Source organism: Guopingia tenuis, from assembly GCF_014384805.1.
GTDB lineage: Bacteria > Bacillota > Clostridia > Christensenellales > Christensenellaceae > Guopingia > Guopingia tenuis.
Map to the genome: position 1 here is coordinate 332,432 of NZ_JACRSS010000001.1, position 17,217 is coordinate 349,648.

At 49.6% G+C, this 17,217-nt stretch carries 15 protein-coding genes; 4 read left to right on the forward strand and 11 right to left on the reverse strand.

All coding sequences use genetic code 11. The features are described from left to right. The first annotated feature begins 180 nt into the window (after positions 1–180). A complete protein-coding gene (locus H8693_RS10775; RefSeq protein WP_407926340.1) occupies positions 181–921 on the forward strand; it encodes an EFR1 family ferrodoxin in 741 nt (246 codons plus the stop codon). Here the strand turns inward: H8693_RS10775 and H8693_RS01670 are convergent. The 7 genes from H8693_RS01670 to ruvC form a co-directional block, all read right to left on the reverse strand. Beyond that, on the reverse strand, positions 815–1,141 hold the full coding sequence (locus H8693_RS01670; RefSeq protein ID WP_249279526.1) for a hypothetical protein: 327 nt from the start codon (positions 1,139–1,141) through the stop codon (positions 815–817). The genes H8693_RS10775 and H8693_RS01670 overlap by 107 nt on opposite strands. Continuing rightward, on the reverse strand, positions 1,141–5,025 hold the full coding sequence (locus tag H8693_RS01675) for a DEAD/DEAH box helicase (RefSeq protein WP_249279527.1): 3,885 nt from the start codon (positions 5,023–5,025) through the stop codon (positions 1,141–1,143). Before H8693_RS01675 ends, H8693_RS01670 begins: the two co-directional genes overlap by 1 nt. A gap of 50 nt (positions 5,026–5,075) precedes the next feature. Then, a complete protein-coding gene (locus H8693_RS01680) occupies positions 5,076–5,567 on the reverse strand; it encodes a hypothetical protein (RefSeq protein ID WP_249279528.1) in 492 nt (163 codons plus the stop codon). A 254-nt stretch (positions 5,568–5,821) separates the two neighbouring features. Next, on the reverse strand, positions 5,822–6,844 hold the full coding sequence (gene queA, locus H8693_RS01685) for a tRNA preQ1(34) S-adenosylmethionine ribosyltransferase-isomerase QueA (RefSeq protein WP_249279529.1): 1,023 nt from the start codon (positions 6,842–6,844) through the stop codon (positions 5,822–5,824). 16 nt (positions 6,845–6,860) lie between these two features. Beyond that, positions 6,861–7,910, reverse strand: a complete 1,050-nt coding sequence (gene ruvB / locus H8693_RS01690) for a Holliday junction branch migration DNA helicase RuvB (protein WP_178621472.1) — start codon at positions 7,908–7,910, stop codon at positions 6,861–6,863. A gap of 18 nt (positions 7,911–7,928) precedes the next feature. After that, a complete protein-coding gene (ruvA, locus tag H8693_RS01695) occupies positions 7,929–8,516 on the reverse strand; it encodes a Holliday junction branch migration protein RuvA (RefSeq protein ID WP_249279530.1) in 588 nt (195 codons plus the stop codon). A gap of 67 nt (positions 8,517–8,583) precedes the next feature. Then, positions 8,584–9,078 carry a crossover junction endodeoxyribonuclease RuvC gene (ruvC, locus tag H8693_RS01700; RefSeq protein WP_249279531.1) on the reverse strand — a complete coding sequence of 165 codons (495 nt, stop codon included), beginning with the start codon at positions 9,076–9,078 and terminating at the stop codon, positions 8,584–8,586. Positions 9,079–9,265: 187 nt separating this feature from the next. Here ruvC and H8693_RS01705 point away from each other — a divergent pair, with 187 nt between their 5' ends. From H8693_RS01705 to ppk1, 3 genes are all read left to right on the forward strand, one after another. Further along, positions 9,266–10,483, forward strand: coding sequence for an argininosuccinate synthase (locus H8693_RS01705; RefSeq protein WP_283243718.1), 1,218 nt, complete (start codon positions 9,266–9,268; stop codon positions 10,481–10,483). A 109-nt stretch (positions 10,484–10,592) separates the two neighbouring features. Continuing rightward, the gene (gene argH / locus H8693_RS01710; RefSeq protein ID WP_249279532.1) at positions 10,593–11,981 is read left to right on the forward strand and encodes an argininosuccinate lyase; all 1,389 of its coding nucleotides are present in this window, start codon (positions 10,593–10,595) and stop codon (positions 11,979–11,981) included. Positions 11,982–12,014: 33 nt separating this feature from the next. Next, positions 12,015–14,069: a polyphosphate kinase 1 gene (gene ppk1, locus H8693_RS01715; protein ID WP_249279533.1), complete on the forward strand. Its 2,055-nt coding sequence runs from the start codon at positions 12,015–12,017 to the stop codon at positions 14,067–14,069. A 56-nt stretch (positions 14,070–14,125) separates the two neighbouring features. Here ppk1 and H8693_RS01720 read toward each other — a convergent pair whose 3' ends face one another. The 4 genes from H8693_RS01720 to H8693_RS01735 all read right to left on the reverse strand — a co-directional run bounded on the left by H8693_RS01720 (position 14,126) and on the right by H8693_RS01735 (position 17,174). After that, positions 14,126–15,367, reverse strand: a complete 1,242-nt coding sequence (locus H8693_RS01720) for a glutamate-5-semialdehyde dehydrogenase (protein WP_249279534.1) — start codon at positions 15,365–15,367, stop codon at positions 14,126–14,128. 48 nt (positions 15,368–15,415) lie between these two features. Then, positions 15,416–15,985: a hypothetical protein gene (locus tag H8693_RS01725; RefSeq protein ID WP_249279535.1), complete on the reverse strand. Its 570-nt coding sequence runs from the start codon at positions 15,983–15,985 to the stop codon at positions 15,416–15,418. 50 nt (positions 15,986–16,035) lie between these two features. Continuing rightward, positions 16,036–16,317, reverse strand: a complete 282-nt coding sequence (locus H8693_RS01730) for a glutaredoxin family protein (RefSeq protein ID WP_249279536.1) — start codon at positions 16,315–16,317, stop codon at positions 16,036–16,038. A gap of 119 nt (positions 16,318–16,436) precedes the next feature. Further along, on the reverse strand, positions 16,437–17,174 hold the full coding sequence (locus H8693_RS01735) for a YebC/PmpR family DNA-binding transcriptional regulator (protein WP_249279537.1): 738 nt from the start codon (positions 17,172–17,174) through the stop codon (positions 16,437–16,439). Between the last annotated feature and the right edge of the window lie 43 nt (positions 17,175–17,217).

Here is a 17,217-nt window from a genome sequence, read left to right on the forward strand (position 1 = left end):
CCAAAATATATCATACATCTTCCTCCCCTGTCAATAGTCTTTGCCAAATTTTGTGATAATCCGCCGTTTTTCGCATAGAGATAAACAAAAATTCAAGGAGGAAGGAAAAAAGCAATGATTGCTTTTTATTTTTCCGGAACCGGAAATTCAGAATATATCGCCCGAAAATTCAGCGCACAAATGGATATTCCCTGTCATTCCATTGAAGAGAATCTGCGCTTTCACGAATTGTTGATCCGGCATAGCCGGATTGTCATCTGCTATCCCATCTATTGCTCCGGAATCCCCCGCCTGATGCGGGAATTTGCCCAAAAATACCGCAAGGATTTTTATCAAAAGCAGGTTCTTGTATTCTGCACACAGATGCTCTATTCTGGAGACGGTGCCCGGGCCTTTCTGGACCTTTTTCCTGAAAATTGGCTGATCCTCGCCTATGCGGAGCATTTTTTTATGCCTAACAATATCTGCAATGTCTTTCCGGCGTGGACCTTTGGGAAAAAGGTTGTTACTCATGAGATCCGCCGTGCCAACCGAAAAATCGAGAAGATCCAGCAGGATCTTTATGCCGGGAAGGTGCGGCGCCGCGGATGCAATCCCTTATCCCGCAGGCTCGGATGGTGGCAACGCAAATATTTCCCTGCGACTGAGGAGAAAGCCAAAGACAATGTCCGCATCCATTCCGATTGCATCGGCTGCGGACGATGTGCCCGGAACTGCCCCGTACAGAATCTTTTATGGAAGGATGGGCACATTCTCCCCCAGGGAAACTGTATGTTCTGTTATCGATGTGTCAATTTATGTCCGCAAAAAGCAATCACAGTCGTTTACCACCGGCCCGTATCGGCACAGTATAAAGGGCCTGTTGCGCAGAAGGAAAGGCATTCTTTGGGCAAATATGCACCGAAATATGAGAGAAAATAAAAGCCGGGGGAAACAAAACGCGGACAGGAATAACAATTTCCTTTTCAGCCAGCCTTTTGATAAGCGAACATTTTAAATACCCAACCGAACCAATACTCTTCCAAAGTTTGCCCACATAATATCTGAAAAAACACGCGGCGCTGGGAGGCTTTTCCCCTGCGCCGCTTTTCTCTTCTGGGCTTTCATTATGTTTGAGGCAGGCCGCCAATGTAAACGCCATTACAAGACGCCGCCAACCAATGTTTTGATAAACTCCTGTTTGGCAAAAAGGATCTGTATTAGTTTGCTCTCCTGCTGCCAGTTCAGTGGTTCGGAATGACAGCAGGTATTGCGCAGCTTTCGGAATTCTTCCAGCTCCTCAGCATAGACTTTCCACCATTGGTCGTCACAAACCTGTTTAAATAGGACAGCCCTGCGGGACGCCAATTTGGAACGTAATTCTGCCTTATTTAAAAGCGATGTAAAGGTACCGGTGGTGGCATGTTGTTCTTTTATGTCACAAAGCTTTCCTTGGGTCGTCTTCTCATTTGGAAACAGCGCTTTTAGTTTCCCCAAGAGCATTTCTTTCAGCATAGATTCCATTGTCTTGCAAAACAGAATACCGGCGCAGGATGCATCAATATCTTCCAGATTATATCGCTTTCTCATCATGGAAAACAATTCATGCAGCCGAATGCTGTGAGTAAGCCGTTGCTGAATTTCCATCGGCAAGCACTTCATATCAGATGAGGAAAGGCCAAATGCCGCCAACTGTTCCGGTGTGAGCGGGCTGTTTTTCCACAAACCGTCCAGCTCTTGAAAAAGAGGTGCCGCCAAGGTGTCTTCCAATTTCCCATCCATGGTCAAAGACTCTGCGCCAGGCACTTCTTTTAGCAAGCGTTCTATCTGCTTTTCATTTTTTTGCGCATCGGAGCTGTCTGCCGCTTTTTGCAGGGCACGAACCGCATAGCTATCCAGAATTCCCTTTACCTTTCGAAACAGCTCAGAATGCTGCCAAACGGTATAATCGCCGATCACATATAGGCGGTATTTTGCTCTGGTAACCGCCACATTGACGATATTCGTGTTTACCCACCGAACCGCCGACAAAGCGTTCTTATCACATCCAAGCAGAAAAATAACCTGATCAGCCTCTTTGCCCTGAAAGGTATGCACGGTTCCGATGCTCTTTTCTGTCCACTCCGCAAACCGAGCGTCCTCCCTATATTCCGGCTGAGACCGAATCATTTTTTTCATACCATCCCGTACGGAAGTAAACGGAGTTATAACAAAAAGACTTGGCACATCTTCGGTTAGCTGAAAAGCTTTCCGGATAAGTTCCCATGCCTTTCTTCCCTGAGCTTCCACAAAATGATCTTTGTCCGCTTTGCTGTTTTCGCTTCCGCTGACATTGATCCACCCAGAACTGCTCCGGCAGAACTTGGCTTCTTTTTCCGGCCCCGGCGGAGCAGTCTGCTGTTTCATCATTTGGTTATAAGATAACGCATTGGATAACTCAAACATAGGGCTGATACAGCGCCGATGCACGACCAAAGGGCATCCTACCCAGGTTTTCTGTTCACCATCGACATAGGTTGTCCCCACAGTATTCAGCCGATCTGCGAATCCTTGGACAGAGTGAGTTTTGGATTGATAATATACGGTATAATCGTTTTGAATCACCCGTTTAATCAAATCCAGTTCATCTGTCACAACCGGCTCTACCTGTTTAGGATCGCCAACCACGATAGCGCGGCGGCATCGATAAAGGGAACCCAAAGCCATCTGCGGTGCAGCTTGTCCGGCTTCGTCGATGATCAGACAGCCGATTTCCCCAGGCCGGCGAATGGAAGACAGCATGTTACCTGCCGACGCGAATGTAGTGGAAAGTACAGGTGTTAACAGAAATACCGTGTTCAGCAAAGAACCGAAAGCCGCTTCCCGGTCGCGCTGTGAAACCGTTACTACTTTTTTATCGTCATCTCTGGGCTCTTTCCAGAACAGCAGCAGATTCTTAAAATTCCATAGACAGGCCTTAGACCCAAGTAAAAACGCCTTATGCAGCTTTAACGCCTCATAGAACAATTTTTCCCGTTCCCGATTATAGGCTGCTGTATGCCAGGGATTCGCAACCTGTGCTGCGGTAGATTCTTTTTCCTCATCACTATCATACAGACGGAAGAACTTTTCATCCAATACTGTCATCGCCTGATCGCCGCATTGCTCAGAAACCTCTTTCAGTAGCAATACATAGGAGTCATGATCCTCTATAATTTTCTTTGAAAACTCTTCTATTTGCCGATGCAGCTGATCTGCCTGGTCAAGACATATTTTTCGTTTTTCCAAAAGCATGTTTCGTTGATCTTCAAGGCTGCTTATCACATCTTCCTGTGCATCACATTCCCGAGTTTGCTGTTCCAGCTTCCGTTGCAGTTGCTCCACTTTCACTATCCCATCCTGAAGGCACCGTTCCGCCATGGCTAATGCTTTATAATGTTTCTGGATAGTATCAGAAAGCATGGAGGGCCGATGGATAATTTCAAGGATGATATCTCGGAATCGACGTTTGTTTTCCAGATCCATAATTTGCTGACGGAGATTTTGAATCTGGTTTTTAATATCAATTTGATTCTTATCTTGTAGAAATTGCTCATGTCGTAAACCGGCCAATTTCTGCTGATAATCTTTCAAAATCTGTTCTTCCAACTTGGACTGCTGGGCCAGCTTCTGCAGTTCCTCCAGCATTTCCTGTTCATTCTGCTCCATCTGCGCCTTAAGGGTTCTAGTCTCTTGAATTTCATTCTCCAGCGATGCTTTTTGTTCTGCAAAATGTTTTCTCGCGCCACTGATCTTTTGGAGCTCTTGTTCCATTTGTGTGACTTTTTCACGCTGGCTCTTAAAACGCAAAACGGCATTTTTATAATTCTCTTTATGCCGCTGAATGCTTTCGTTGGATCCAAAGCTCCCGATATAAGTCTTTAAGACCGCATACATATACTCTTTCAGATTGCTCATCTTCCCAAACGGTGCAGAAATCAATCCCCAGCGATCCCATTCCCCATCCTTTTTTTTCGCCAGATCGTTGGCCAGCTTTGTAAAATAAATATCGGGATATGTCCGAGATTCGCGTCTTCCTTCTTGTTGGTTCCATACGAAATAAGCCTCTGGTTCGGCCTCATCTATGTTAAATAGATTTTGGACTTCGGCGAGGCCTTGACGAACAGATTCATCTTCTGTTTTGCCGGGTTCCATTCCTTTTACCAATGCCGTTCCATCCGGGAGCTCCTTCGTGATATTCTCCACAGCGGCGTTATTGCAGGAAGCCACCAGCATCCCGTAATCTTTCAGTCGTTCATCGACAAAATCATAATATCCAAAGCAATATTGCGAATATCCTCTGTGCGTTTTATCGCCATCTTGAAATTGCCGCCGAACAAAGGCGTCATCCGGATCCTGATATTGAGCAAGCAAGTTCGCTCTCTCCACTACATTGCCGGCAATGATTTCCTTTAACAGAGTGGTTTTCCCTGTTCCGGGAGGACCATTTACAGAAAAAATAGGCAGGGTATCCGGCAAAGGGCGCCAACTCAAATTTATCGCCAGCTGCTGCATTAAACAAGGCATAAATCTGGAGGGCCACTTGCCAAGAGGTGCTGCTGCAATGTCTAAATAGCGGTGATAAAATTCAGCGCGCTCTTCTTTCTTCCCATTTTTCCATGTACTGTGCACATCGATACGATTTGGAAAATCCAGCCAGTGTAATTCGGGGATTTCTTCCGCATATGCCCCTGTTATATAATCCACTATCGCATGTTCCAACTTATCATTGCCGAACTTTCCACTGCTAATTGCTTTTTCCACCATGCATAAGTCATCTATAAAAAAGCTGTTAGCCAAGTCACCTTCATGAAAAACTTCTGTATCCCGCGCCTTAATCTCCTCGGTCTGATACCGGCGATAAATCATGACTCCATCCCAGTTAATTCTCTGGTTCGGCTGGATAATATTTGCTAAAAATTTTCCTTCTGCCCAATCCCGAATGGAATTTAGCAGAGCCAGACTAAGGGGCCGCCCAACACGTCCTTCCTCCGTTGTCTCTACCAGCTGCATATCGAATGACTGCATATCGGTCTCATAGGCACTCGTGGATAAAAAATCCGCCATGTTCTCTTTTGTCAATTGTCCGGCGTCAGCAACTGATAAATCCCCCAAGCCAAAGGAGATACCCGAATACTTCCCGGAATATACGTTGCTTGCTCATCACACTTCAGACCGATAAGGCATATAGGTTTGTGATTTTTCTCCGGCAACTCAAAATCCTGATGAAAGGCTCGTTGTAAACATTCGGCAAAAAGATATCGTTCCATCTTCCCCACACAAACATGGATTTCATCCGATAGTACGCCATAGGAAGAATATATATGCTTATCCTTTTGCAGCGCTGCATACGGCTCCATAGAAATCGTTTTTTGTTCTTTAGCAAGTTTATCCGCTTGTGTGGATAGAGCATGATACACGGTAATCTGCTTGGCACGAGATTCCCCTTTTGCCGCTTTTGAACAAAGTTCCCGGCCTTCCCGGCTTTGTACAGGAAAGTCGGATTGACCCAGAAATTCTATTAAATACCAGTATTTTATAATCATAGAGGCAAAAATCTGTTGATCCATTTCTACTATTTCCTTACTATTTTCCATATTTGCGAGATCATTCACTATTTTAAACTTGCGCAGCGTTGCCATTGAACAAAATTTAATATTATAATATTATATCGCATTCTTTCGCGCATTTCTACCATAATATTCCATTTTACTCTTAATAAAACAAGAGAATCAAAATGAGATTTTTAAAAATAGACACTAAAAACCCGCAAAAGCGAGTTAATCCTGGGCTTTTGCGGGTTCCTTTTGCTCTAAATTTTTACTCACACCACGAGCATGGCATCCCCAAAGGAAAAGACACGGTATTTTTCTTCCACTGCTTTCTTGTATAAGCCGAGAGTTTCTTCCCGGCCGATCAGCGCAGAAACCAGCATAATCAGCGTACTCTCCGGAAGATGGAAATTGGTTATCAGACAATCCACGCATTTAAACCTGTATCCCGGATAGATAAAAATGCTCGTATCCCCGCTCTTTGCCTCCAGCATCCCATCATCCCGGCTGGCGCTCTCCAGCGTGCGGACGCTGGTCGTTCCCACGGCGATCACCCGTCCGCCGTTTGTCCGGGTTTCGTTGATGGCTTTTGCCGCTTCAGGAGAAACGCTGTAGTATTCGCTGTGCATTGTGTGCTTTTCTACATCCTCCACCTTCACCGGCCGGAAGGTTCCCAAGCCCACATGCAGCAAAATCGGAACGATTTTTACGCCCATCGCCCGGATCTTTTCCAACAGCTCCGGCGTGAAATGCAGCCCGGCCGTGGGCGCCGCGGCAGAACCCTGTTCCTTTGCATAAACCGTCTGATAGCGGGTCTTATCCTCCAGCTTTTCATAGATATAGGGGGGCAGGGGCATATTGCCGTATTCATCAAGAATCGTCTCAAAAATGCCATCAAAATAAAATTTCGCGATGGTTACCCCATCTGCCTGCTTTTCCAGGACTTCGCCCGTCAGCTTTTCCCCAAAATACACCCGGTCGCCGATCTTGAGCTTTTTGCCGGGCCGCATGAGAATCTGCCAGGTATCCTGGGTCAGCTTGTTGAGCAGAAGAAATTCCACTTCCCGGTCCGTCCCCACCTTTTTTCCAAACAGGCGGGCCGGGATTACCTTGGTTTCGTTGATGACCAGCGCATCCCCCGGGCGCAGGTATTCGGTAATATCCCGGAAAATCCGGTGCTCCACATTCTTTGTATCCCGATGATACACCATGAGCCGCGAGGAATCCCGGGGTTCGGCGGGATGCTGGGCAATCAGCTCCTCCGGCAAATCATAGTAAAAATCCTTTGTATTCATATAGCTTCACCCAACTCTAGAACAGCTTCATCTGCCGTGTATTGCTTTCCTTTTTATCCGTCTTTTTGATGCCCAGATGGTCATAGGCGGCCTGCGTCACCATCCGTCCCCGGGGCGTGCGCATAATATAGCCCAGCTGCATGAGATACGGCTCATAAACGTCCTCGATGGTGTTGGATTCCTCCCCCGTCGCCGCAGCAATGGTGTCCAGCCCCACCGGCCCGCCGCCAAACATCTCGATCATGACCCGCAGCATATTCCGGTCTACGTTATCCAGCCCCATTTTGTCGACTTCCAGCATCTTCAGTCCGGCGTCTGCGACCTCTTGCGTGATCTTCCCTTCCGCCCGGACTTCCGCATAATCGCGGATGCGGCGCAGCAGCCGGTTGGCAATCCGCGGGGTTCCCCGTGAACGGCGGGCGATCTCCAGGGCGCCGCCGTCGTCAATGGAAATCCCCAAAATCCCAGCGGAACGGGTGACAATGATTTTCAGTTCTTCGTCCGTGTAAAGTTCCAGCCGGTTGATGACGCCAAAACGGTCCCGCAGGGGCGAAGTCAGCATTCCCGCCCGGGTCGTCGCCCCCACCAGAGTAAACTTGGGAAGATCGATCCGCAGTGAGCGGGCGCTCGGCCCTTTCCCGATGATGATATCCAGGGCGTAATCCTCCATAGCGGGATATAGCACCTCTTCCACGCTGGCATTTAAGCGGTGGATTTCGTCGATAAAGAGAACATCCCCCTCGCTCATATTCGTCAAAAGCGCTGCCAGGTCCCCCGGCCGTTCAATCGCGGGCCCGGATGTAATCCGTATATTCACATTCATTTCGTTGGCGATAATATAGGAAAGCGTCGTCTTTCCCAGGCCCGGCGGGCCATAGAGCAAAACATGGTCCAGCGCCTCTCCCCGGGCCTTTGCCGCCTCGATGAAAATGCGCATTTTTTCCTTGACCTTGCTCTGGCCGATATATTCTTCCAGCACCTTGGGCCGGAGATTTGTTTCCAGCAGATTCTCATTTTCCTTGGAAAACCCGGATACGATCCGGCTTTCTTCGATATCCTCGTGCATATATCTTCCTCTTTTCCTCTATTGCAGGCTCAATCGCTTGAGCGCCATCCGCGTCAGATCCTCGGCGCTGTCGGCAAGGTCCTTGACGGCGGAAACCGCCGACACTGCCTCGCTTTTTTCATAACCCAGACTGATGAGCGCCTCCATCGCCTCGGCCACCGGCGTCGATTCCGCCGGAGCGAGAACGTCCCCGCCCACCGCCTCGCTGACGTCGATTTTATCCTTCAGCTCCAAAACGATCCGCCCCGCGGTTTTGGGGCCAATGCCGTTCACTTTGGAAAAAGCCCGGGCATCTGCCGAAAGGATCGCCGTTGCAATGTCATTGAGCGTCATGGAAGACAATATGGCCATCCCGGCCTTCGGCCCCACGCCGGAAATGCCAATCAGCCGCTCAAACATATTCTTCTCCTGCTCCGTGGCAAAGCCATAGAGGGAAAGATCATCCTCCCGCACGATCAGATGCGTATATAAGACGACCTCTTCCCCCAGCTTTGCCTGCTGCAAAAAACGCTGGGTTACAGAAATTTTATATCCAACCCCGGAAACATCCAGAGCCAGATGCTGTTCGCCTATCAAGGCGATTTTTCCCCGAATAAATGCATACATAGTTTCTCATATTCTCCTTACAAGGAATAAACCCTTTTCGCCTTTCGCCTCCATCCTGCCGCTCCGGCTAGCGCCGGCGCATAGCGTTGTTGCAGATAGCGCTTTGGGCATGACAGATGGCAATAGCCACGGCGTCCGCCGCGTCGTCGGGTTTGGGAATTTCCTTCAGTGAAAGGATGGTTTTCACCATGGCCTGCACCTGCTGCTTCTCCGCCCGGCCATATCCCACTACCGCCTGCTTCACCTGCAGGGGGGTATATTCATATAATTCCCGCGTCCGTTTATAGGCCGCCGCCACAAGTACGCCGCGGGCATGGGCCACGGCGATCCCCGTCTTTACATTTTTGGCGAAAAACAGTTCTTCAAAGGCAATGGCGTCCGGCGAGAAGCGGTCGATCAGCTTTAACATGCTGTCATATATTATATCCAGGCGCTCGGGCAATTTCAAGCCGGCGGGCGTGAGGATGGTTCCATAATCGATAAGACGCATGCGCATCTCTTCGGATTGGATTACCCCGTAGCCCACAGTCGCCAGCCCGGGATCGATTCCCAAAACAATCATTTTTCCTTCTCCTTTTCTTTCCTTTATCATATCATAAATTTCTGTGATTTTCCCTGTTTATTTTTCTTTGCAAATAGTTTATCATAGTATGAAGAAAAAGCGAAAAAAGGTATTGCATAAATATTCATAATATTGTATAATTATGAGCAACAAGAAAATACGAAATATTTTGGGAGGTTTAATCATAATGAAAAAGTTGAATAAGGTTGTGCTTGCATACTCCGGCGGCTTGGATACGTCCATCATCATCCCCTGGCTGAAAGAGAACTATGGCTGTGAAGTCATCGCTGTCGCGGGAAATGTGGGACAAGGCAAGGAGCTGGACGGGCTGGAGGAAAAGGCCATTAAAACCGGCGCCAGCAAATGCTATATTGAAGATCTGACCCAGGAATTTGTGGAAGATCTGATTTTCCCCACCGTCAAGGCCGGCGCGGTTTACGAAGGCAAATATCTGCTGGGAACTTCTTTCGCGCGCCCAGTAATCGCCAAGCGGCTGGTGGAAATCGCCAAAAAAGAAGGAGCGGACGCCATCTGCCATGGGGCTACCGGCAAGGGCAACGACCAGGTTCGCTTTGAGCTGACCATCAAGGCCCTGGCGCCGGATCTGGATATCATCGCGCCCTGGCGGATATGGGATATCAAATCCCGGGACGAAGAAATCGACTATGCCAACGCTCATGGCATCCCGGTTCCCGTAACCAAAGAACGTCCTTATAGCATGGATGCAAATATCTGGCATCTCTCCCATGAGGGCGGCGATCTGGAGGATCCCTGGAACGAGCCCAAGGACGATCTGCTTCTCATCTGCAAAACTCCGGAAGCGGCTCCGGATGTGCCCACCTATATTGAAATTGATTTTGAGCAGGGAACACCCGCTGCCATCAACGGTGAAAAGCTGGGGGCTGTGGAGCTGGTGGAAAAACTGAACGCTTATGGCGCGGCCAATGGCATCGGCGTGGCGGATATGGTGGAAAACCGTTTGGTAGGCATGAAATCCCGCGGCGTATATGAAACGCCCGGCGGAACCATCCTCTATGCGGCCCATGCGGCTTTGGAATCTATTACGCTGGATCGCCAGACCATGCACTATAAAGAAGGCGTTGCCTCCAAATTTGCCGAGCTGGTCTATGACGGCTTCTGGTATTCTCCCCTGCGGGAAGCTCTGAGCGCCTTTGTGGATGTGACCCAGGCAAACGTGACGGGCACCGTCCGCATGAAGCTCTATAAGGGCAACTGCGTAGCCGCCGGCATCAAATCTCCTTATTCCCTCTATAACGAGGAATATGCGACCTTTGGCGAGGATGCTGTTTACGATCAGAAGGATTCGGCCGGCTTCATCAACCTGCTGGGTCTTCCCCTGAAAGTTCATGCCCTCATGAAACAGGCGCATCCGGACGCCAAATAATGTTAAATATAGGTTAAATTCAGGAAAAATCTACCGCAAAATGCCCCGGTTATGGTATAATCGGGGCATAATCGCATGCTGAATTCAGCAAACAGAAAGGAAACGTTATATGGCAAAATTATGGGGCGGCCGCTTCAGTAAAAATACAGACGCATTTGCGGAGGGATTCCATTCCTCCATCTCCTTTGACTCCCGTCTTTATAAGGAGGATATCACCGGCAGCATAGCTCACGCAAAAATGCTGGGAAAGCAGGGAATTATTGAGGCCCACGAGGCAGAAAAGATTGTTCAGGGGCTCGAGGGCATTTTGGCGGATATCGAAGCTGGAAAGGTTCACTTCTCTCCCCATGACGAGGATATTCATATGAATATCGAACGCCTGCTTATCGACCGCATCGGCGACGCAGGAAAGCGCCTGCACACCGGGCGCAGCCGGAACGACCAGGTGGCGCTGGACTTCCGGATGTACATGAAGAAAGAAAATACAGCGGTCATTCGGGAAATCGCCAATTTAATACAGGTGCTTTTGCAGATTGCAAGGGAAAATCTGGACACCATCATTCCCGCTTACACGCATCTGCAAAAGGCCCAGCCCTCTACTCTTGCCCACTATATGATGGCCTACGCCCAGATGTTTTCCCGGGATATTGAGCGGTTCCAGGCAGCATACGGTCATGCGGATTCCATGCCGCTGGGTTCCGGGGCGCTTTGCACGACGACCTATCCCCTGGACCGGGAATATGTCGCCCAGCAGCTCGGCTTCCATGAAATCACACCCAACAGCCTGGACGCTGTTTCCGACCGGGATTTTGCCCTGGAATTTCTCTCGGCTGCTTCGATCTGCATGATGCACCTTTCCCGTTTCTGTGAAGAGATGATCCTCTGGTCCAGCGGCGAGTTTGCCTTTGTTTCCATGGATGACGCTTTCTCGACAGGCTCCAGCATCATGCCCCAGAAGAAAAATCCGGATATGGCAGAGCTGATCCGCGGAAAGACAGGGCGGGTTTACGGCTCTCTTATGACGCTGCTCACAGTCATGAAAGGGCTTCCCCTTGCCTATAATAAAGATATGCAGGAGGATAAGGAATGCACCTTTGACGCCGCCGACACTTTGCTCAGCTGTTTAAAGGTGTTTACGGGCATGATCCGCACGGCGGTTTTCAAAAAGGAAAATTTATATGCAACGGCCGGAAAGGGTTTCACCAACGCGACAGACGCCGCCGATTATCTGGTGAAAAAGGGAATGCCTTTCCGGGACGCCCATGCGGTTTTGGGCCGGATTGTCGTCTACTGCGAGGGGAAAGGGCAGGGCATTTCCGATCTCACGCTGGAAGAGCTCAAGGAATTCAGCGATGTATTTGAAGAGGACGTCTATGAAAACGTCTCTCTGGAAGCCTGCGTCAGCAAACGGACGCTGCCCGGCGGCCCCGCGCGGGAAAGCGTGCTTGCACATATTCATTCCCTGGAGAAGTTTCTCTCTGGGCTGGATGCAGAATAAATCATACTATAAAAAAGTAAGGATGGGTTACCTATGGCAAAGTCACTTCCCTATTTCAACCGTGAATTAAGCTGGCTGCGGTTCAATGAGCGCGTGCTCAATGAGGCGGATGACAAGAACAACCCTTTGTTTGAACGCATCAAATTCGCCTCCATCTTCCTGAGCAATTTGGATGAATTCTTTATGGTCCGCGTGGGAAGCCTGCACGATATGGCGCTTGATGCCAGCGAGCAGGAGCCAAAAAAGGACACGAAAACCGGCATGACCCCGGAAGAACAGCTGGAGGCAATTTATAGCGCTGTCAGAAAGCTGATTCAGAAAAAAGACAGAGTCAGTGAACGTATCTTCCGCGAGCTGGCAAAATACGATATCGAGCATCTCTATTGCAGGGATTTAAAACCCAAGGATGAGCAGTTTGTTTCGGCATATTTTCAGAACGAGATCCTGCCCATGCTTTCCCCGCAGATTATCGATAAGCGGCATCCCTTCCCATTCCTCAACAATTTGGAGCACTATGTGGCAGTAGAGCTGGAATCCAAACGCTTCCAGTTTGGCGTCATTCCGGTGAACAGCATGTTTCCCCGGATTGTGCGCCTGCCGGGAAAGCCATACCGCTATTGCCTGATTGAAGATGTCATCAGCCATTTTGCCGGTCTGGTTTTTTCCAATTATACAGTGCGGGACTGCACGGTTTTCCGGATCACCCGAAATGCGGATATCACCATGCAGGAAGGGATTTTTGACGAGGACATGAGCTATAAGGAGGCGATGCGGGAGCTTTTAAAGACCCGCAAAAAACTCTGTCCGGTGCGGTTGGAAGTTCTTGACCATATTTCCCTGGATTTGGAAAAATACCTCTGCAAAAAGCTGGATATTGCGCATAACCAGGTTTTCATCAGCAAATCACCCCTGGAGATGAAGTTTGTTTTCGGCATGGAGGATGCGCTGAAAAAGGCCCTGCCGGCCTCGCTTTTCTATGCGCCGCTCCATCCCCATTCCCCTGTATTTTTCGATGAAAACCAGCCCATTCTTCCCCAGGCGGAGAAAAAGGATCTGTTCCTGTCTTATCCCTTTGAGAGTATGAGCCACTTTATCCGCCTCTTAAATGAAGCGGCTGTCGACCCAACGGTGGTTTCCATCAAAATCACGCTATACCGCATGGCGAAAAACAGCAAGATTATCGATGCGCTCATCAAGGCCCACGAATTCGGCAAGGAGGTGTTTGCCGTCGTGGAACTGCGCGCCCGTTTTGACGAGCAGAACAACATCGATTGGGCCTCGCATCTGGAAGAAGCCGGCGTTACCCTTTCCTATGGCCTGGATCGCTATAAAACCCACAGTAAGCTATGCCTGATTACCCGAAAAACAGATGCAGGCGTGCAGTATATCACCCAGGTGGGGACGGGAAATTACAACGAAAAGACGGCGGCGCAGTATACGGACATGTGCCTGATCACCGCAAATCAGGAGATCGGCAACGATGCGGCAGAATTTTTCCTTAATATTTCCATGGGCGACACCACTCCTTCGCCCAAGCATTTGCTCATCGCTCCCAAGCATTTCCGCAAACCTTTGCTGGCAATGATCGATGAACAGACCGCTCTGGCCAAGCAGGGTAAAGAGTCCTCTATTATCATCAAAATCAATTCGCTCACGGATAAGCCCCTGATCGACCGGCTGATCGAAGCCTCCAAGGCAGGTGTGCCCATTCATCTGATTGTCCGCGGTATCTGCTGCCTGCGTTCCGGCCTCAAGGATTTGACCGACACCATCGAAGTCATCAGTATCGTGGGCCGCTATCTGGAACATTCCCGCATCTATAGCTTCGGCGTGGGAGAGCAGCAGAAGCTCTATATATCCTCGGGCGACTGGATGACGCGGAGCACAAAATCCCGCGTGGAGATTGCCGCCCCCATCTATGACCCGCAGATCAAAGAAGAGATCAATCATGCGCTCGATATCATGCTTCACGACAACATGAACGCGCGGGTTCAGCATAAAGACGGCTCCTATAAGCGCAAGAAAAACGACGAGCCACCGCTGGACAGCCAGGAATATTTCTTTACTGCGGCGCGGTATCAAAAATAAAGAATCAAAAAAAGGAAGCGGCGACTAAAACCGCTTCCTTTTTTATTGGCGAAACATCAGCGAATCTGCCCGTCGCCTTCCACAAAATATTTATAAGTAGTCAGCTCTGTCAGCCCCATGGGGCCGCGGGCATGGAGCTTCTGGGTGCTGATTCCGATTTCCGCCCCCAAGCCAAACTCTTCTCCATCCGTAAACCGGGTCGAGGCATTGACGTATACCGCGGCGGCATCCACCATCTCCTGAAAATACCGGGCGTTTTCGATATTTCTTGTGACAATGGCTTCAGAATGCTGGGTGCCATAGCGGTTGATATGCCGGACCGCTTCCCGGACATCTGCCACCACCTTAACCGACATGGCCAGATCCAGATATTCTTTTGCATAGTCCTCTTCCGTCGCCGCAGATATTTCCCCATATTTTCTGGATTCCGGGCATCCATACAGGCGCACCCCTTTTTCCTTCAGTGCCGCAAACACATCCGGAAGAAAGGCCGGAGCGATTTCCCGATGAACCAGAAGGGATTCCGCCGCATTGCATACCGAAGGACGGGAGGTCTTTGCGTTCACCACGATTTTCCGCGCCATCTGCAGATCCGCCGACATATCCACAAAAATATGGCAGTTGCCGACGCCGGTTTCAATTACCGGAACGGTGGCGCCCCGGACCACCGCTTGAATCAGGCCGCTTCCTCCCCGGGGAATGAGCACGTCAATCAGCCCATTCATCTTCATCATTTCGTTGACACATTCCCGCGAGGTATCCGAAACAAAGCAAACAACATCCTCCGGCAGCCCCCGGGAAATTCCGGCCTCGGTCATAATGCGGGCAATAGCCGCGTTGGAGGCGACCGCTTCACTTCCTCCCTTTAAAATGACGCCGTTGCCGGTTTTCAGGCATAATCCCATAGCGTCCGATGTGACGTTAGGCCGGGCTTCATAAATGATTCCCACAACCCCCAGGGGAACCCGGCGTTTGGTGATCCGCAGGCCGCTGGCAGCCGTGCCGCCGCCAATGACTTCCCCAACGGGATCCGGCAGGCCCGCAACCTTCCGAAGCCCCTCCGCCATGGAGTAAATCCGGCCTTCATTGAGGGCCAGGCGGTCTAGCATAGCCGGACTGGTGCCCTTGCTTTCTGCGGCCGCAATATCCACCGCATTGGCTTCCAGAATCTCCCCCTGCCGCTTTTCCAGAGCTTCCGCCATGGCCAGCAGTATGGCATTTTTTCGCAGTGTGGGCAATATAGCCAAAGCCCGCGCCGCTTCCTTCACCTTTCCAGCCTGTTCCCGCAATTCGCTCATCTATTGTCTCCCCGCTTTCCTCACGATGTTACTTTTGATTATATCCTTTCATTCCCCGTTACGCAATAATATTTTTCGGATATATTCCACGGCCTCTTCCTGGCTGGAAAACACTTTGCCTGCCCGCAGTATGTCATAGGTCTGCAGATCCAGCGTATCTGCCTCTATGTCATAGGCGGCAACCGTTTTAATCTGGTCCGTGAATGCCTGGGTCTGCGTAAGCAGCAGCTTACCATCGCTATACTGCAAAAGAAGGTGATCCGGGCAGTATTGGGCAATCTGTTTTTCCAAACGGATAGACTCTGCCGAAAACTCTTTTATTGAGAATCCCTCCTCCAGCTTTTGCTCTATTTCCTCCTCGGAAAGGCCTACCCAATCCGCTTCTATGGGCTCCTCTTGGCTCTGCTCATGTTCACAAAGGGTATATTTATAGATTTTTTCCACCTGGCATCCCAAAACCGTCCGTTCCCCGGCCCCGGCGGCACTCTCTGCTTTTTCTTCCTGTTGCTGCAAGGCGCTGGGGGCGTTCTGCGCCGCGATATAGCCCATCACGCCGGCAAGCAGAATGCAGCCAATCGAAACTGACCACCAAATCCATCTTTTCTTTGTCTTGCTCATAAAAAAATCCCTCCGGTTTTCACCTTTGGGATTAGTATGCGGCATTTTTTCTATTTTATCGCTTTTTGCAGGTCCCGTTCTGCCCGGATCAGGGCATTTTCGATATCTTCCTGCGTGCAGGCCCCTTCATGCAACTTTTCTTTTCCCCAAAAAATTGCAGGAAGATAAAAATAATCGTATTCCTCCATCACTTCCGGATGCTCGGCCTCGTCGATAAGCTCTAAAGGAATTTCATTATAATATTCCTTTTTTTCCCGCAGGGCATCCAAAAAAGCAATTGCCTGTTCGCAGTATGGACACGTTTTTGAATGAACAATCGTCATTTTTTTCATATGCATTCATCCTTTCCCCCTTATCATATGAGAAAAAGCGCACTTTCGTTCTATCCGCCTCTGTAAATTCACATAAAAAAACCGCATGGCTTTTGAATACCATGCGGCTGCAAACCCTTTTATTCTTCCTCTTCCGGCAGATTTGCGTTGTGATACACATTCTGCACATCGTCGTTATCTTCCAAAAGATCCAACAGCTTATAGATGGAATCCGCCTGCTCAGCGTTGACTTCCACCATGTTCTGGGGAACCATATCGATATCCGCAGAGAGGAATTCATATCCGGCCTTTTCCAGCGCTTCCCGCACGCCGGAGAATCCAGCAGGATCCGTCAAAACCGTAAATACCCCATCTTCCGAGGAAAAATCGTCTGCACCGGCGTCAATCGCCGTCATCATAAGCTCGTCCTCATCAATGGAGCCATCGTCCTCAATTTCGATAACGCCCTTTTTATCAAACATCCAGCTTACGCACCCGTTGGCGCCCAAAGAACCGCCGCCCTTTGTCAGTGCATGGCGGACATCCGCCGCCGTCCGGTTCCGGTTGTCTGTCAGAACCTCAACGATCACTGCAACACCATTGGCGCCATAGCCTTCATAGGTAATTTCCTCATAGTTGATGTTCCCAAGTTCTCCCGACGCCTTTTTGATGGAGCGGGCGATATTGTCGTTAGGCATATTGTTGGCCTTTGCCTTGGCGATGCAGTCCCGCAGCCGGGAGTTGGTATCCGGGTCCGGGCCGCCCTGTTTCACGGCAACCGCAATTTCGCGGCCGATCTTGGTGAAAATCTTCCCCTTTTTGGCATCCGTCTTTTCTTTCTTTCTTTTTATGGTAGACCATTTGGAATGTCCAGACATACTTACACCTCTTAAGCAAATTTACTCTACGATTCTATCACAT

What these genes read in the sequence shown, in the direction of transcription:
- H8693_RS10775 (WP_407926340.1), top strand. Translation starts at nt 181, where the DNA reads ATGGATATTCCCTGTCATTCCATTGAAGAGAATCTGCGCTTTCACGAA.
- H8693_RS01670 (WP_249279526.1), bottom strand. Translation starts at nt 1,141, where the DNA reads ATGGCGTTTACATTGGCGGCCTGCCTCAAACATAATGAAAGCCCAGAA.
- H8693_RS01675 (WP_249279527.1), bottom strand. Translation starts at nt 5,025, where the DNA reads ATGCAGTCATTCGATATGCAGCTGGTAGAGACAACGGAGGAAGGACGT.
- H8693_RS01680 (WP_249279528.1), bottom strand. Translation starts at nt 5,567, where the DNA reads ATGGATCAACAGATTTTTGCCTCTATGATTATAAAATACTGGTATTTA.
- queA (WP_249279529.1), bottom strand. Translation starts at nt 6,844, where the DNA reads ATGAATACAAAGGATTTTTACTATGATTTGCCGGAGGAGCTGATTGCC.
- ruvB (WP_178621472.1), bottom strand. Translation starts at nt 7,910, where the DNA reads ATGCACGAGGATATCGAAGAAAGCCGGATCGTATCCGGGTTTTCCAAG.
- ruvA (WP_249279530.1), bottom strand. Translation starts at nt 8,516, where the DNA reads ATGTATGCATTTATTCGGGGAAAAATCGCCTTGATAGGCGAACAGCAT.
- ruvC (WP_249279531.1), bottom strand. Translation starts at nt 9,078, where the DNA reads ATGATTGTTTTGGGAATCGATCCCGGGCTGGCGACTGTGGGCTACGGG.
- H8693_RS01705 (WP_283243718.1), top strand. Translation starts at nt 9,266, where the DNA reads ATGAAAAAGTTGAATAAGGTTGTGCTTGCATACTCCGGCGGCTTGGAT.
- argH (WP_249279532.1), top strand. Translation starts at nt 10,593, where the DNA reads ATGGCAAAATTATGGGGCGGCCGCTTCAGTAAAAATACAGACGCATTT.
- ppk1 (WP_249279533.1), top strand. Translation starts at nt 12,015, where the DNA reads ATGGCAAAGTCACTTCCCTATTTCAACCGTGAATTAAGCTGGCTGCGG.
- H8693_RS01720 (WP_249279534.1), bottom strand. Translation starts at nt 15,367, where the DNA reads ATGAGCGAATTGCGGGAACAGGCTGGAAAGGTGAAGGAAGCGGCGCGG.
- H8693_RS01725 (WP_249279535.1), bottom strand. Translation starts at nt 15,985, where the DNA reads ATGAGCAAGACAAAGAAAAGATGGATTTGGTGGTCAGTTTCGATTGGC.
- H8693_RS01730 (WP_249279536.1), bottom strand. Translation starts at nt 16,317, where the DNA reads ATGAAAAAAATGACGATTGTTCATTCAAAAACGTGTCCATACTGCGAA.
- H8693_RS01735 (WP_249279537.1), bottom strand. Translation starts at nt 17,174, where the DNA reads ATGTCTGGACATTCCAAATGGTCTACCATAAAAAGAAAGAAAGAAAAG.